This window comes from Shewanella holmiensis (assembly GCF_025370255.1).
GTDB lineage: Bacteria > Pseudomonadota > Gammaproteobacteria > Enterobacterales > Shewanellaceae > Shewanella > Shewanella holmiensis.
This window is the reverse complement of record NZ_JAMTCD010000003.1, coordinates 54,899-70,569: the sequence shown is the minus strand read 5'-3', so window position 1 is coordinate 70,569 and position 15,671 is coordinate 54,899. Positions and strand designations below refer to the sequence as shown.

Below are 15,671 nucleotides of genomic sequence, written 5' to 3'. Positions count from 1 at the left end.
CTGGGTTAGGGCATGTTAACACACTCGTTGTTGGACTTTTGCTGTTTTACTATCGCTTCATCTAATTGAGCGGCAACGTATCCTGGTGATTTGGTTGAAGCCGAAATCAGTCGATACATTGCAGGAATAACAAATAGAGTGACTAACGTTGCGAAGGCCATACCAAAAAATATCACGGTGCCTACGGCAATTCTGCTTTCACTGCCTGCACCTGTTGATAGGATGAGTGGCAAAGCGCCTATTAAGGTTGTAAACGCTGTCATCAAAATAGGGCGTAATCGGCGTGCTGATGCATCAATAATCGCTTGATTTAAACTCAGCCCTCTATCTCGGAGCTGATTAGCAAATTCTACAATCAAAATACCATTTTTGGTCACCATACCGATTAGCATGATCATCCCTATTTGGCTGTAAATATTGATCCCTTGGCTGGTGAGTGCTAAACCAATAAAGCCACCCAATATGCCCATCGGCACCGTTAGCATGACAACTAAAGGATTGATAAAGCTTTCAAATTGTCCGGCTAATACTAAGTAAGCGACCAATAAAGCCAGGCCAAAAACAATCATGACGCCGCTTTGGTTTTCTTTGAAGTCTTTAGACTCACCCGTGTAAGCAATGGAAATATCATCGGGTAATAGTGAGATGGCTCGTTGATCAAGAAAAGCTAATCCTTCACCTAAAGTGTACCCTTCACCTAAGTTCGCTTTTAACGTAATCGATTTTTGCTTATTGGTATGGCTTAGCTTTTGTGGTGAGGCGACCTCCTCGATATTGGTGACAGTATCTAAGGTGATGAGCTCGCCTTTATTTGAACGTAAATAAATCTTACTTAGGTCGGACACACTGTTAAAACTGTTTTCATCACCTCTAAGGTAGACATCGTACTCTTCACCTCGGTCAATAAAGGTGGTTGCACTGCGTCCGCCTAACATGACTTCAAGGGTATCTGAAATGCTTGCTACACTTAAACCCAGCTGAGCGGCGATTTGTTTATCGATAGTAACCACTAACTCAGGGGTGGTTTCAGCATAGTCTAAATCAGCGCCTTCTAAGATGGGGCTATCGTCAGCTTCCTGTTGAAGAATCTGTGCCCACTTAAATAATTCTTGATAGTCAGAGCCTCCTAACACAAATTGAACCGGCTCACTCGATTGGCCTCTAAAGCCTGGCATCATAGGACGTACCATTACATCAGGGATATCTTTCAGTGATGATGAAATAAGTGCTAATGCCTGTTTAACATTAGTGTCTCTGTGTTCCCAATCTTCTAATTGAATGATGACAAAACCGGTTTGGTCGCCAGCTCGACCGCCAAATGCGGGAGCCTGTACGCTGAATGATTTAATGGTGCCTTGTCCTAGCAATGGCATTAGCCTTTGTTCAACAATATCCATATTGGCGATCATGCGGTTGTAACTTGTTCCTTCAGCCCCTTTAATAAAGGCAAACAGTACGCCACGGTCTTCTTGTGGTGCCAGTTGTGAGGGAACCTGTTGCATTAATAAGTAACTTCCACCCAAACAGGCGATAATGACGAAAGGTGCGGCAACTCGCCAGTTTATCGCCCATGTTACCCCTTTTCGATAAAGCTGCTCTAAGCGATGAAAGCGGGTATCCACCCATTGGTTAAAGGCGTTAGGTTTTACATTGGCTTTTAACAGTTTGCTGCTGAGTACAGGGGTAAGCGTTAGTGCAATTAACGAAGAGAAGATCACTGACATTGCCAGCATGACTGAAAACTCGGTAAATAAGAGTCCTACCATGCCATCCATAAATGAAATGGGTAAAAACACCATCACCAGTACTAGTGTGGTTGACACTACGGCAAAACTCACTTCTTGAGTGCCCTTGTAGGCGGCGAGTAACGGGGGTTCACCTTTTTCTAAATGATGGAATATGTTTTCTACTACCACAATGGCATCATCAACGACTAAGCCAATCGCTAGAATAAGTGCCATTAAGGTTAATAAATTAATTGAGTAACCTAAACTGTAGGCCGCCATAAATGCGGCAATAAGTGATACAGGTACCGTCACAGCAGGAATTAATGTCGCCCTGACTTGACCGATAAAGATATACAGCACCAACACAACTAAAACGCCGGTGATAAATAGTGTGTTGTAAACTTCATTAATCGATCGTTCAATGAATACGTTCGCATCATAATCGACAACTAATTGGGTACCCTCAGGTAAAAATTGCTGAACACTTTTAACCTGTTGGTGAACATTTTTAGCCACATCCAATGGGTTAGCATCGGATTGCGGAATTATCCCTAAGCTAAGGTTAACCACGCCGTCACTTTTAAAGGTCGAGTTTTCATTTTCTGCGCCAACAAAAACTTGTGCCACATCTTTAAGGTAAATTGGCGTACCATCATTGCTATTTCTTACCACTAAATAATCAAAATCGGCAGCAGTATTGTAAAGGCGCTTGGTTCTGACGGTCATAACTGTGGTGTCATTACGCACTTCACCGCCGGGTGTTTCAACATTTTCCGCTCTTAGGGCATTGATAATATCGCTGGTGGTAACATTACGACCGGCCATTAATTGCGGTTGTAATTGAACATACATCACTTTGTATAAGCCGCCTGAAATGCTGACAGAACTCACGCCCGTGATTAAGCTGAATTTATCTTCGAGTACACGCTGGGCGTAATCGGTTAACTGAGTACGATCCATTTTGCTTGAGCTAAGATTGACATAAATAGATGGCTCACCAGTGCCATTATCTTTAGATACTATGGGGTCATCAACTTCGTCGGGTAACCTTCGTTGGGCTTTGGCTACCGCATCTCGCACATCGCTGATACCTTCGGTTAAATTCCAGCCTAATTTAAATGCGATAGAAATTCGCGACATACCGTTACGGGTAGTAGATGTCAGCTCGTCAATGCCGCTGATCCCGGTTAATTCATCCTCAATAGCTTTGGTAACTTGGCTTTCCATAATCGTTGCCGACGCACCGCTATAGGTCGTCATCACAGTGACTACAGGGTTTTCTACGTCGGGCATTTCTCGGACGGATAATTTAGAGAATGACACTAGGCCAAATACACACAATAAAATACTCAGCACAATGGCAACAACAGGGCGTTTTACCGCGGTATCACTTAACCACATTAGCGTTGCTCCTGAGGTTGAGGTGATGAGAGATTAGCGGCGTCGGATAAGTCATTCACTGTTATGCCATCTCGCATATTGACTAAACCTTGCACCACAATATTATCGCCGATATTTAAACCTGCATTGATAAGTACTTCATTGTCTATTCTTGCGCCAAGTTCAACTTCGGTTTTTCTAGCGATATTGTCTTGGTCGACTACGTAAACGTATCGCTTAGTACCTGAATACTCCAAAGCTTGAACAGGCACCATTGGCGATGACACGCTAGGGAAAACCAGCGTTGCAGACATCATCATGCCGGGTTTTAGTTGGTTGTTTGCATTTGCAAAAGAGGCGCGCACGGTTAAGTTTAATGTGTCTTCATTCACTCTTGGATCAATCGCGGTCACCTTGCCTGAAAATGTCTTATCAGCCCAAGCTCGACTGGTCGCATTGATTGTCATTCCCGTAGTCAATAACGACAGATAATGTTCAGGAATATTCAGATCTAGGTATAGCTGGCTTAAATCATCCAATGTCAGTAACGACTCACCAGTATTAACCGTTTTGCCTTTACTAAAGTTTATTAAGCCAACGTTTCCTGAAAACGGTGCTATTAGGCTGTGATAATGTAAATCAGCACTGGCAGCCGCTAATCTTGCTGAAGCGATATCTACTTTGGCTTTTTGTGCTTCAATTTCTGTTTGCGTTATGGCGTTGACGTCGATGAGTCGTCCGAATTCATCTTGGATGCGTAATTCATCGGCGTAGTATGCTTTGGCCTCTGCCATATTGGCAGTGGCTTTGGCATTTTCTATGGTGATTAGTACTTGTCCTTGGCTGACATATTGATTCGATTTGACGTTAATTTGATCTATTTTTCCACTGATTTGCGGAGCAAGAAACACCGATTGTTTGGCTTTTAATTTACCGACAAGTGTAATGGATTGAGCTAATGGATGATTATCCACTTTGGCAGTGATCACAGGGATCGTTCTTGAAGCCGGTTTTTCTTTAGGTTGTGGCTTATCTTTGCTAAGCACCATCCCGGTAATTGCAGCGGTCAGTAAAATAATAAGGATGATAATTTTTTTCATAAAAAAGCGATCTCAATAAGAGTATTAGCCAAAACACGAGTGGGAGTTTAGTGGGGCTATTGTATTCATTTTTTATCATTGGAGCGTAAAGGTGTGTAAAACTCTGCGCTTTTTTTGTTTCTAAACATAATGATGATGCAAATATGTGAATGGTTTTACTTGTGCTTTAATGTGTTGTTGATTTTTATTGGTTTAATTGTACGGTTATTTATTCGTTACACTGTGGAGGAGGTGGGAGGAAATGGTGTGAGCTTAATTGCAATGGTCGTTGCAACCGCTTTGCTGCAGCTAAAAATGCCGATTTCAATTAGCAAAGATATAAGGGCTGGTTAACATGTCATATTTTTACCAAACTTAACCGCTAACCGCTAACCGCTAACCGCTAACCGCTAACCGCTAACCACTTATCAATAACCAATGGCATGTCAGGGGGAATAACGTTTTTAAACCATGGTATTAAGGTCATTCGTGTTAAAAACACGCTATTGATAATAAAATTGAAGCTTTTGAATATAAATTTAATGATATTTTGAGCGTGCAATCAGTTTGTGGCAAGACAAATAAAAACAGGAGCCGAAGCTCCTGTTTTATTAGCAGTATAATTACTTAGCCATTCGCTTGTATTTTAAACGATGAGGTTCGACGATATCCGCACCATAAGTATTTTTTAACCAGGTTGAATATTCTGTAAAGTTGCCTTCATAGAAGTTAACTTTACCTTCGTCACGGTAATCTAAGATGTGAGTCGCGATACGGTCTAAGAACCAACGGTCATGCGAAATCACCATGGCACACCCAGGGAACTCAAGCAGAGCTTCTTCGAGAGCGCGTAGGGTTTCTACATCTAAATCGTTAGTGGGTTCATCGAGGAGTAATACGTTACCGCCAGCTTGAAGCAGCTTAGAAAGGTGAACTCGGTTACGTTCACCACCTGACAGCGTACCAATAATTTTTTGTTGATCGCCACCACGGAAGTTAAAGCGGCCAACATAAGCACGGCTAGGTATTTCCATATTGCCGACTTTCATAATGTCTTGGCCGCCAGAGATTTCCTGCCAAACGGTATTTTTATCATTCATTGAGTCACGGAACTGCTCAACAGAGGCAATTTGTACCGATTCACCAATCGAAATACTGCCGCTATCTGGTTGCTCAGTGCCTGAAATCATTCTGAATAAGGTTGATTTACCGGCGCCGTTAGCGCCAATAATGCCAACAATCGCCCCTTTAGGCACTGTAAATGATAAATTATCAATTAACACTCTATCGCCATAGGATTTGGTTAAGTTATTGACTTCGATAACTTTGTCGCCCAATCGTGGTCCTGGTGGAATAAATAATTCATTGGTTTCATTACGCTTTTGATAGTCATTGGTGTTCAACTCTTCAAAGCGAGCCATACGGGCTTTACCTTTAGATTGACGACCTTTTGCCCCTTGACGAACCCATTCTAGTTCTTTCGCTATGGTCTTCTGGCGTGCGCTTTCAGTTGCCGATTCTTGTTGTAAACGCGCATCTTTTTGCTCTAACCAAGAAGAGTAGTTACCTTCCCATGGAATACCCTCGCCACGGTCAAGTTCTAAAATCCAACCCGCGGCATTGTCTAGGAAGTAACGGTCATGGGTAATCGCCACAACTGTGCCATTATATTCCTGTAAAAAATGCTCAAGCCAGGCCACAGATTCAGCATCTAAATGGTTGGTTGGTTCATCGAGCAATAGCATTTCTGGCTTTTCAAGTAATAGGCGACAAATAGCAACACGGCGACGTTCACCACCGGATAAAACTTCGATTTTTTCATCCCAGTCTGGTAAACGTAATGCATTGGCCGCACGCTCAAGAATGTGTTCTAAATTATGGGCATCCTGCGCTTGAATGATGGCTTCTAATTCACCTTGCTCTTTAGCTAATGCGTCAAAGTCGGCATCTGGCTCAGCATAAGCGGCATATACGGCATCTAAACGGGTCAAAGCGTTTTTAGCATCACTTACCGCTTCTTCTATGGCTTCACGCACGGTTTGATTTGGATTGAGTTTTGGCTCTTGAGGTAGGTAACCAATTTTAAGGCCCGGCATAGGGCGAGCTTCACCCTCAATTTCAGTATCAATACCGGCCATAATGCGCAGTAATGTTGATTTACCTGAACCGTTTAAGCCTAATACTCCAATTTTTGCACCAGGGAAAAAACTTAACGAAATGTCTTTTAAAATTTGCTTTTTAGGCGGAACAATTTTGCCCACTCTAAGCATGCTGTATACAAATTGAGCCATGGGATCCCATTATTTGATGAACACTGAATAGGTGTGATTCTAATGGAATCTGAATCTAACTTAAATCGGATTTTATCGCTTCGATGTAAATGGGTGTTTTTTATCATTATGAAACCTTGAGCACTAAGTCTATGTATCAAGGTTTCAGGGGGAATTAAGTAATAGGCGGTGATAGTGATGAGCAAGAATATGTTAGATAATGCATAAATACAGAATTTTATGCAGCTACTCTGTATAGGCTTCTTTTAAGAATTAGCCCTTTTAGGTATCAAAAGTAGAACAGTGTTTTTAGTGACTGTTTTAAGCTATCTATGAATCTAATCATCAAAAGTTTTTTACAATAAAAACATTAAGTTTATGAATAAAATCATCTATTTCATTTTCGCATGAGATTTTCTATTGCTCATAAGTAACTAAATTCATGCTGTAAGGCTGGGATTGTTTGCATTTGCAGAGTAGAATACCGCGCAACCCTACTACTATAAAACCTATCGTTGGAGTCACCATGCTTAAGAAAGCGATGAATATTGCGGATTACGATCCAGAATTATTTAAAGCCATTGAAGATGAAACTTGTCGCCAAGAAGAGCACATCGAATTAATTGCATCTGAAAACTACACCAGTCCACGTGTAATGGAAGCGCAAGGTTCTCAGTTAACCAATAAGTATGCTGAAGGTTATCCTGGTAAGCGTTACTACGGTGGGTGTGAGTATGTTGACGTAGTTGAAACGTTAGCCATTGAGCGTGCTAAAGAATTATTTGGCGCAACTTACGCCAACGTTCAGCCTCATTCAGGTTCCCAAGCAAACAGCGCTGTATTTATGGCATTGTTGAAGCCTGGTGATACAGTATTAGGGATGAATCTGGCTCATGGTGGTCACTTAACACACGGTTCACCAGTAAACTTTTCTGGTAAGTTATATAACATCATTCCTTACGGTATTGATGAGTCTGGTCAAATTGACTACGACGAAATGGAACGTTTGGCTGTTGAGCATAAACCTAAAATGATGATCGGTGGTTTCTCGGCTTATTCTGGTGTTGTTGATTGGGCTAGAATGCGTGAAATTGCTGATAAAATTGGCGCATACTTCTTTGTTGATATGGCTCACGTTGCAGGCTTAATCGCTGCTGGCGTTTATCCAAACCCAGTGCCACATGCGCACGTAGTGACGTCAACAACACATAAAACATTAGCAGGCCCACGTGGTGGTATCATTATCTCTGCTGCTGATGATGAAGATTTATATAAAAAATTAAACTCAGCGGTATTTCCTGGCGGCCAGGGTGGTCCATTAATGCATGTTATCGCCGGTAAAGCGGTAGCCTTTAAAGAAGCATTAGAGCCTGAGTTTAAAGTGTACCAGCAGCAAGTTGTTAAAAATGCTAAAGCGATGGTTGAAGTGTTTTTAGCTCGCGGATACAAAATTGTGTCTGGCGGTACAGAAAACCACTTGATGCTAGTTGATTTAATCGGTCGTGAATTGACCGGTAAAGAAGCTGATGCCGCATTAGGTAGCGCTAACATTACCGTGAACAAAAACTCAGTGCCAAATGATCCACGTTCACCTTTTGTGACTTCAGGTATCCGTATCGGTTCACCTGCAATCACGCGTCGTGGTTTCAAAGAAGCTGAAGCGAAAGAGTTAACGGGTTGGATTTGTGACATTTTAGATGATGCCCAAAATCAAGCTGTCATTGAGCGCGTTAAAGGCCAAGTATTGGCTTTATGTGCCAAATTCCCAGTTTACGGGTAATTCTGTTTTAGACTTGATTCTATGTTCAGAGTGTAAGCTGAGCCAAAGGTTAGCTTAACCTTGATGAACAAATAGGATAAACTTTAATGGCCGCTAATTTTAGCGGCCATTTTATTTTGTGGAGGTTCAATGCATTGTCCTTTTTGTAGCGCGACAGACACTAAAGTTATCGATTCGCGTTTGGTGGCCGATGGTCACCAAGTTCGCCGTCGTCGCGAATGCACTGAATGCCATGAGCGTTTCACCACGTTTGAAGGGGCTGAACTGGTTATGCCCAGAGTGATAAAACGTGATGGCAGTCGTCAGCCATTTGACGAAGAAAAATTACGTGGTGGCATGCTCCGAGCGGTTGAAAAACGCCCCGTGTCGATGGATGAGATAGAACAGGCGATTACCAAAATTAAATCCACTTTACGCGCGACAGGTGAGCGTGAAATTGATTCTGAAATGATTGGTAACTTGATGATGGAACAATTAATGAGCCTAGATAAAGTGGCTTATATTCGTTTTGCATCGGTTTATCGTGCTTTTGAAGATGTCTCTCAATTTGGCGAGGCTATCGCTAAGTTACAAAAGTAAATGTGTAAAATCCACTGAGTATTTTGTGTATGGCTTACGTGAGTGTTTTTGATACCCAAATGATGAGTCGAGCTATTCAATTGGCTCGCAAAGGACTGTACACCACCCGCCCCAATCCTTGTGTAGGTTGTGTTTTGGTGCAAAACGGTCAGATTATTGGTGAAGGTTATCATCAAGTGGCTGGTCAAGGTCATGCTGAAGTTAACGCGTTAGCCCATGCTGCTGCTAATGGTCACAAAACCGAAGGTGCAACGGCTTATGTTACCTTGGAACCTTGCAGTCATTATGGCCGTACGCCGCCCTGCGCATTAGGGTTGATTAATGCTAAAGTTGCTCGGGTTGTTATTGCTGTTAAAGATGCAAATCCCCAAGTGGCGGGTAACGGTATTAACATGTTGCGAGATGCTGGCATTCAAGTTGACGTAGGTTTATTAGAATCTGAAGCATTTGAGTTGAACCTCGGCTTCATGAAACGCATGAGAACCGGATTTCCCTGGGTAACTGTAAAAGTTGCAGCCAGTTTAGACGGCAAAACAGCCCTTAACAATGGTGAATCCAAGTGGATAACGGGCGCGACTGCCCGTGATGATGTGCAAAAAATGCGCGCCCGTCATTGTGCACTTATTACTGGTGTTGAAACGATATTAGCCGATGATCCCAGCCTAAATGTCCGTTATGAGCAATTAGGTAGCTTGAAAAGCTCACTGTTACCCTCATCTCTACATCAGCCATTAAGGGTTGTGTTGGATTCAAAGGCCCGCCTAACCTCATCGTTTAAGTTATTTAACATTCAAAGTCCGATTTTGTTGGTCTCCACGCGTGATTATTCTGATGAGGTAAAATGCTCATTTGCTCAACATGTCAGCTTACTAAGAGTTAATGCTAACTCGCAAGGGCGCGTTTGCTTAACTGAGTTATTACAGCATCTCGGCGTTAGTTGTAATAGTGTTATGATTGAAGCGGGTGCAACGCTTTCAGGTAGTTTTATTGAACAAAATTTAGCGGATGAGCTTGTGTTATACCAAGCAGATAAAATAATGGGGAGTGAAGGACGAGATATGTTGTTGCTGCCCAATTATCAGACGATGGACATGATCCCTAAAATAGTCTTAAAAGATAAGCGAAATGTCGGCCAAGACACACGATTGATATTCCGTTTAGGCTAAAATAGTTAATTATACATGTTCAGCAGTGTTGAGCATTTTCTATATAAGTGAGTCATTATGTTTACTGGCATTATTGAAGCCCTAGGCTCGTTACGAAAAATTGAACGTAAAGGTAATGATATTCGTTTGACCGTGGCTAGCGGTAAACTTGATTTATCTGATGTTAAATTAGGTGACAGCATCGCTACTAATGGTGTTTGTTTAACCGTGGTGCAATGTTTGGCTGACGGCTATGTTGCCGATGTCTCTGCAGAAACCGTGGCATTAACCGGTTTTGCAAATTACAAGGTTGGACAAAAAGTCAATTTAGAGAAAGCGGTTACCGCGACGACCCGTTTAGGTGGTCATATGGTCAGCGGTCATGTTGATGGTATTGCCAAAGTTGATGTGTGCGAGCATCGCGGTCAGGCCATAGAGTTTTGGTTAACAGCTCCCGCGACGTTAGCTAAATACATAGCTCATAAAGGTTCGATAACTATAGATGGCGTAAGTTTGACCGTAAACGAAGTGAAAGCGAACTCATTTAGATTAACAATCGTTCCGCACACCGCCAGCGAAACTACACTGATCAATTTGAAAGCGGGTGATAGCGTTAATATTGAAGTTGATTTGATCGCTCGATACCTTGAAAGGTTAATGCAGCCGCAAGCAGAGCATCATCCTAAATCTGGCGTAACAATGGCAATGTTAGCTAATGCCGGATTTATGAAATAAACAGGTTAAAACAGATAAACGTAAACCTAAAGTTCGACCCCACAAGCAATCATAATTAATAACGATTAAAGGTTCCCACATGGCTTTACATAGCATAGAAGAAATCATCGAAGATATCCGCCAAGGTAAAATGGTTATTTTAATGGATGATGAAGATAGAGAGAATGAAGGTGACTTGATCATGGCTGCTGAGTGTGTCACACCAGAAGCGATTAATTTTATGGCAACTTATGGTCGTGGATTAATTTGTCAAACCATGACAAAAGCCCGTTGCCAACAACTAAATCTCCCTTTAATGGTCACCAATAATAACGCTCAGTTTTCGACGAATTTTACCGTTTCAATTGAAGCCGCAGAAGGTGTTACCACAGGTATATCTGCCCACGATAGAGCGGTAACCGTGCAAGCCGCAGTGGCAAAAAATGCCAAAGCAGCTGATTTAGTGCAACCAGGGCATATATTTCCATTAATGGCTCAGGACGGTGGCGTGTTAATTCGTGCTGGGCATACCGAAGCGGGTTGCGATCTGGCTCGTCTTGCAGGCTTTGAACCATCGGGCGTGATTGTTGAAATTTTAAATGAAGATGGCACTATGGCACGCTGTCCAGATTTAGAAGTTTTCAGTGAAAAGCACGGTATTAAAATCGGCACAATTGCTGATTTAATCGAATATCGTAACAATAAAGAAACGACCGTAGTACGGGAAGCTAAGTGTAAATTACCGACTCGTTTTGGTGATTTTGATATGGTCACATTCAGAGACACCATTGATAATCAACTGCACTATGCATTGATAAAAGGTGAAGTCACTGCTAATAGTTTGGTGCGAGTTCACTTACAAAATACCTTCAATGATTTATTACATTCAGAGCGCGATCAAAAGCGTAGTTGGCCATTAGAAAAAGCCATGGCGCGCATTGCGCAAGAAGGTGGGGTGTTAGTGTTATTGGGCAACCAAGAGCATACGAGCCATATTTTAGCCAAAGTGAAGTCATTTGAAGCGCAAGATAATGGTGAAGCAACTGCTCCAGCGCAATGGCAGGGAACTTCTCGTCGCGTGGGTGTAGGCTCGCAAATTTTGTCTAGTTTAGGCGTGACATCCATGCGTTTGTTGAGTTCACCTAAGCAATATCACTCATTATCAGGCTTTGGTCTGCAAGTGACTGAATATGTTTCAGAGTAAAAATTAACCCTTTCAGTTTAACAATTTCAATAATTGCATTGCGCTCAGAGTGGTCGGCTGTGTTATCATACCGCCTCTTTCGCCCAAGCTGGGTGCTTTAGCTAAATTAGGTAAGATAAAAATGAACATAGTTCAAGGTAATATCGAAGCGAAAAATGCCAAAGTGGCGATCGTAGTATCGCGTTTCAATAGCTTTGTTGTTGAAAGCCTGCTCAGTGGCGCAATTGATACTTTAAAACGTTTTGGTCAGGTTCAAGATGACAACATTACTGTTGTGCGTGTACCTGGCGCAGTGGAATTACCATTAGCTGCCCGTCGTGTTGCAGCAAGTGGTAAATTTGACGGTATTATTTCATTAGGTGCAGTTATTCGTGGTGGTACGCCTCACTTTGACATGGTTGCCGGTGAATGTAACAAGGGACTTGCTCAAGTAGCATTAGAGTATGACATCCCCGTTTCTTTTGGTGTGTTAACAACAGATACCATTGAGCAAGCTATTGAGCGCTCGGGTACAAAAGCAGGCAATAAGGGCGGCGAAGCTGCATTAAGCCTGTTAGAAATGGTTAACGTACTGCAAGAGTTAGAACAACAGTTGGTATAGTAGGAAATTTAATGAAGCCTTCAGAGCGCCGTAAGGCACGCCGTTTAGCCGTTCAAGCTATTTATTCATGGCAACTGACAGACAACAATGTTGCTGATGTTGAACATGAATTCTTAACAGAACAAAGTTTAGACGGTGTCGATGTTGCTTATTTTCGTGAGTTATTAGCAGGTGTAACTGCTAAAGTGGCTCAAATTGATGAGTTATTAAAACCACACTTAGATCGTGATTTTAGTGAAGTGTCACCAGTAGAAAAAGCCATCGTACGCTTAGCAACATTTGAACTGACTTTCAAAAAAGATGTCCCTTTTAAGGTTGCCATTAATGAAGGTATCGAACTTGCGAAAGCCTTCGGTGCTGATGATAGTCATAAGTTCGTTAACGGTTTATTAGATAAGATCGTTAAAAACAAGTAATGCTAGAAACGGTATCTTCGGATACCGTTTTTATTTGTATCAAAATGCATCAAAGTTAGCAGGGCGAGGATCCGCACCGGAGTTAGCGTGAAAGAATTCCAACTTATCGAACAATTTTTTAAGAATAAAGGCCAAAAACGTCGCGATGTCATGCTCGGTATTGGCGATGATTGTGCTTTGGTTCAACCTGCTGAAGGTAAAGTGATTGCCATTTCATGTGACACTTTAGTTGAAGGGGTTCATTTCTTTGCAGATATGCCTGCGCATGCACTGGGTTATAAATCTCTTGCGGTAAATCTTTCAGACCTTGCAGCTATGGGAGCAGAGCCTGCTTGGATGACTCTTGCGCTGTCATTACCGGATGTTAACCAACAATGGCTTGCTGATTTCAGTAGCGGACTATTTGAAGCTGCGGAATACTACGGTGTGGCATTGGTTGGTGGCGACACGACTCGCGGTCCTCGTTGTATTAATGTCACCATTAATGGCCAAGTCCCTAAAGGTAAGGCGCTAAAGCGCAGTGGAGCCAAAATTGGTGACTGGGTATTTGTGACTGGCAGCTTAGGTGACTCGGCCTTAGGTCTTGATATGCTCAGAAACAAACAGGTTATAAAACCCGAACACAAAGAGTATTTACTAAACCGCCATTATTACCCAACACCGCGTGTGTTAGCAGGGCAGGCTTTAAGAGGATTAGCTTCAAGTGCCATTGATTTATCTGATGGTTTAGTTTCCGATCTTTCTCATATCCTCAAGGCCTCTAATGTCGGTGCGGTGATCGATGCCAATGCAATCCCATTATCCAGTTCACTCACCGAGAGTGTCGGTGCTGAGCAGGCTTTAGCCTATGCACTTACTGGTGGTGAAGACTACGAGTTACTTTTCACTGTTCCTGAAGCACAACGTGGGGCAATTGATACCGCATTACTTCATGCGGGTGTAAAGTTTGTTAAAATTGGCCAAATTTGCTCAGGTAATAAAATTAAATTTACCTTAGATGGTCAGCCTTTTACTCCTGAATTCAAAGGTTTTGAGCATTTCTAATGAATTTACTATCACAAGATCCCGCCGTAAAGCGTTTACGCCTTTCTCACCCGATCCACTTTCTTGCATTAGGCTTTGGTAGCGGTTTAGCGGCTAAAGCGCCTGGTACATTTGGTACTCTCGCGGCCGTTCCGCTTTATTTGTTAATGTGTCAGCTGAGTTTGCCTGTCTATCTGGCGTTAACGGTGTTCAGTGTGATTATTGGCGTCTATATTTGTGACAAAGCAGCCAAAGATATGCAAGTGCATGACCATGGTGCGATTGTTTGGGATGAAGTGGCAGGTTTACTTATTACCATGATTGCAGCTCCTGCTGGTTTAACATGGTTGATTGTCGGTTTTATCTTTTTTAGATTTTTTGACATCATCAAACCTTGGCCAATTCGCTGGCTAGATGCCAAAGTGCACGGTGGTTTTGGTATTATGATTGACGATGTTCTGGCGGGCATTTTTGCTGCTATCTGTTTGCAAATAGCAGCTTATACCTTCGGATAATAACACCTTTATTATAATGTGTTACTTCAAACTGACTCGTAGATTTGTGGATTGCTGTTGAAGCTTTTTAATGTCCTGAACAATATCAAAATATTTGTCTATATAGGGTGGAGAGCAGCTTAGCATTTTGCCAATCGGGTTATATTGCAGCGCCCACAGTTGCTCAATCGTTGTATCCATTTGGCAATAAGAAAATTTTTGCATTAACTCATCATCAATTGTCTTAAATTTTGCGTTAATATCTGTGTTACTTATCTTATTATCCAAACTTTGTTTTTCTAACATCACTTTCTGATATTGTGCTAACAATACTTCGGAATTGATATTCAAACTGTCATTAATTTTGAAAAAATGACCCAAAATCCATTGTGAATAAAACTCAAAATCCGTTAGCTGGTATGAATTTTCAAGTAAAGTGTTCATTACTCTTTTGCCGAAAATGTATTCACCAGCAAACACTCGTTGGATACTTTCTACTGATAACTCATTATCGAGTGTCCAGGATATCGGATAAGTTCCTTTGTCTGCATCTTCGAGTGAAAGCAATTTCACACCGCGCTCTAAATTACTTTTCATCCTATTGCCCGCGAGGCTATAAGTAATTAGGTATGAAGAGGAGTGAAAAACATTATGCCAAAATCGATAGTCATCATTGAGGAAGTCATTAATGATACTTGGGCTATCAGGTCGAGACGAAAGCAGCGCATTAATCTCTGTAATTTGCTGTATTTCAAATAATGCAGCAAAGTTCAGTTGTGGCCTTTCAACGCTAACATCAATATTTTCATGCCAGACTGGCAAAGTCATCAATTGATGATATTGAGCAATTAACTCAGCATGGTTTTGTACCATTAATTGAATTTGTGAAAGGTTTTTAGCAATAAAAGTTTGGCATTGCTCTATCGAAGATTGATAACAAGCTTGTTTGTATTGTCTTAATACAAGATTGTCATCCTCGGTTAAAGGTAGGGTTATCGGAGCTAACTGAGTGCCAACTATTTGCTGAGAAAATTTGAACGCATTATCCGCCTCACTGATGTGTTCAACGTCCTTTTCGGCTAATTGAGCCCACTTTTCTAGCTGTTGGCTATTCACAGACAAAAAACGATCCTGTGAATTAATGTAAAGTGCACTTGCAAATAAAACTACAAAAACAAAGGTTAACGAAAGTACACTATAGCCGATTATTTTTGCCATTTTTTTTAGCATTGTTCTTCCTTGATGTATTTAACGATTAT

Annotated in this window: 13 protein-coding genes; 9 read left to right on the top strand and 4 right to left on the bottom strand. The window is 41.8% G+C overall.

The features are described 5' to 3' along the window. Positions 1-5: 5 nt before the first annotated feature. The 3 genes from NE535_RS03410 to ettA form a co-directional block, all read right to left on the bottom strand. Entirely contained in the window at positions 6-3,128 is a 3,123-nt protein-coding gene (locus tag NE535_RS03410) for a multidrug efflux RND transporter permease subunit (protein ID WP_261297289.1), read from the bottom strand. Next, complete coding sequence (locus tag NE535_RS03405; protein WP_261297288.1) at positions 3,128-4,207, bottom strand: efflux RND transporter periplasmic adaptor subunit; 1,080 nt, start codon at positions 4,205-4,207, stop codon at positions 3,128-3,130. The genes NE535_RS03410 and NE535_RS03405 overlap by 1 nt, the downstream gene beginning before the upstream one ends. Positions 4,208-4,809: 602 nt before the next feature. Continuing rightward, entirely contained in the window at positions 4,810-6,477 is a 1,668-nt protein-coding gene (ettA, locus tag NE535_RS03400; RefSeq protein WP_261297287.1) for an energy-dependent translational throttle protein EttA, read from the bottom strand. Between the two features lie 505 nt (positions 6,478-6,982). On the opposite strand from ettA, the gene glyA reads away from it, so the two are divergent. The 9 genes from glyA (at position 6,983) to NE535_RS03355 (ending at position 14,433) form a co-directional block, all read left to right on the top strand. Beyond that, entirely contained in the window at positions 6,983-8,236 is a 1,254-nt protein-coding gene (glyA, locus tag NE535_RS03395) for a serine hydroxymethyltransferase (protein ID WP_261297286.1), read from the top strand. A 129-nt stretch (positions 8,237-8,365) separates the two neighbouring features. Continuing rightward, positions 8,366-8,815, top strand: coding sequence for a transcriptional regulator NrdR (nrdR, locus tag NE535_RS03390; RefSeq protein WP_261297285.1), 450 nt, complete (start codon positions 8,366-8,368; stop codon positions 8,813-8,815). Between the two features lie 29 nt (positions 8,816-8,844). Continuing rightward, positions 8,845-9,981 (top strand): bifunctional diaminohydroxyphosphoribosylaminopyrimidine deaminase/5-amino-6-(5-phosphoribosylamino)uracil reductase RibD, encoded by a 1,137-nt coding sequence (ribD, locus tag NE535_RS03385; RefSeq protein ID WP_261297284.1) that lies wholly within the window; start codon positions 8,845-8,847, stop codon positions 9,979-9,981. 57 nt (positions 9,982-10,038) lie between these two features. Then, on the top strand, positions 10,039-10,695 hold the full coding sequence (locus tag NE535_RS03380) for a riboflavin synthase (RefSeq protein WP_261297283.1): 657 nt from the start codon (positions 10,039-10,041) through the stop codon (positions 10,693-10,695). Between the two features lie 79 nt (positions 10,696-10,774). Continuing rightward, positions 10,775-11,878, top strand: a complete 1,104-nt coding sequence (gene ribBA / locus NE535_RS03375) for a bifunctional 3,4-dihydroxy-2-butanone-4-phosphate synthase/GTP cyclohydrolase II (protein WP_261297282.1) — start codon at positions 10,775-10,777, stop codon at positions 11,876-11,878. Positions 11,879-11,999: 121 nt separating this feature from the next. Next, positions 12,000-12,479 (top strand): 6,7-dimethyl-8-ribityllumazine synthase, encoded by a 480-nt coding sequence (gene ribH / locus NE535_RS03370; RefSeq protein WP_261297281.1) that lies wholly within the window; start codon positions 12,000-12,002, stop codon positions 12,477-12,479. Between the two features lie 11 nt (positions 12,480-12,490). Then, positions 12,491-12,895 carry a transcription antitermination factor NusB gene (nusB, locus tag NE535_RS03365; RefSeq protein ID WP_261297280.1) on the top strand — a complete coding sequence of 135 codons (405 nt, stop codon included), beginning with the start codon at positions 12,491-12,493 and terminating at the stop codon, positions 12,893-12,895. A gap of 87 nt (positions 12,896-12,982) precedes the next feature. Next, positions 12,983-13,939: a thiamine-phosphate kinase gene (gene thiL / locus NE535_RS03360; RefSeq protein WP_261297279.1), complete on the top strand. Its 957-nt coding sequence runs from the start codon at positions 12,983-12,985 to the stop codon at positions 13,937-13,939. Beyond that, the gene (locus NE535_RS03355; RefSeq protein ID WP_261297278.1) at positions 13,939-14,433 is read left to right on the top strand and encodes a phosphatidylglycerophosphatase A family protein; all 495 of its coding nucleotides are present in this window, start codon (positions 13,939-13,941) and stop codon (positions 14,431-14,433) included. Before thiL ends, NE535_RS03355 begins: the two co-directional genes overlap by 1 nt. A gap of 21 nt (positions 14,434-14,454) precedes the next feature. Here the strand turns inward: NE535_RS03355 and NE535_RS03350 are convergent, their stop codons facing one another. Then, complete coding sequence (locus NE535_RS03350; protein ID WP_261297277.1) at positions 14,455-15,642, bottom strand: hypothetical protein; 1,188 nt, start codon at positions 15,640-15,642, stop codon at positions 14,455-14,457. Positions 15,643-15,671: the final 29 nt, after the last annotated feature.

What these genes read in the sequence shown, in the direction of transcription:
- NE535_RS03410 (WP_261297289.1), bottom strand. Translation starts at nt 3,128, where the DNA reads ATGTGGTTAAGTGATACCGCGGTAAAACGCCCTGTTGTTGCCATTGTG.
- NE535_RS03405 (WP_261297288.1), bottom strand. Translation starts at nt 4,207, where the DNA reads ATGAAAAAAATTATCATCCTTATTATTTTACTGACCGCTGCAATTACC.
- ettA (WP_261297287.1), bottom strand. Translation starts at nt 6,477, where the DNA reads ATGGCTCAATTTGTATACAGCATGCTTAGAGTGGGCAAAATTGTTCCG.
- glyA (WP_261297286.1), top strand. Translation starts at nt 6,983, where the DNA reads ATGCTTAAGAAAGCGATGAATATTGCGGATTACGATCCAGAATTATTT.
- nrdR (WP_261297285.1), top strand. Translation starts at nt 8,366, where the DNA reads ATGCATTGTCCTTTTTGTAGCGCGACAGACACTAAAGTTATCGATTCG.
- ribD (WP_261297284.1), top strand. Translation starts at nt 8,845, where the DNA reads ATGGCTTACGTGAGTGTTTTTGATACCCAAATGATGAGTCGAGCTATT.
- NE535_RS03380 (WP_261297283.1), top strand. Translation starts at nt 10,039, where the DNA reads ATGTTTACTGGCATTATTGAAGCCCTAGGCTCGTTACGAAAAATTGAA.
- ribBA (WP_261297282.1), top strand. Translation starts at nt 10,775, where the DNA reads ATGGCTTTACATAGCATAGAAGAAATCATCGAAGATATCCGCCAAGGT.
- ribH (WP_261297281.1), top strand. Translation starts at nt 12,000, where the DNA reads ATGAACATAGTTCAAGGTAATATCGAAGCGAAAAATGCCAAAGTGGCG.
- nusB (WP_261297280.1), top strand. Translation starts at nt 12,491, where the DNA reads ATGAAGCCTTCAGAGCGCCGTAAGGCACGCCGTTTAGCCGTTCAAGCT.
- NE535_RS03355 (WP_261297278.1), top strand. Translation starts at nt 13,939, where the DNA reads ATGAATTTACTATCACAAGATCCCGCCGTAAAGCGTTTACGCCTTTCT.
- NE535_RS03350 (WP_261297277.1), bottom strand. Translation starts at nt 15,642, where the DNA reads ATGCTAAAAAAAATGGCAAAAATAATCGGCTATAGTGTACTTTCGTTA.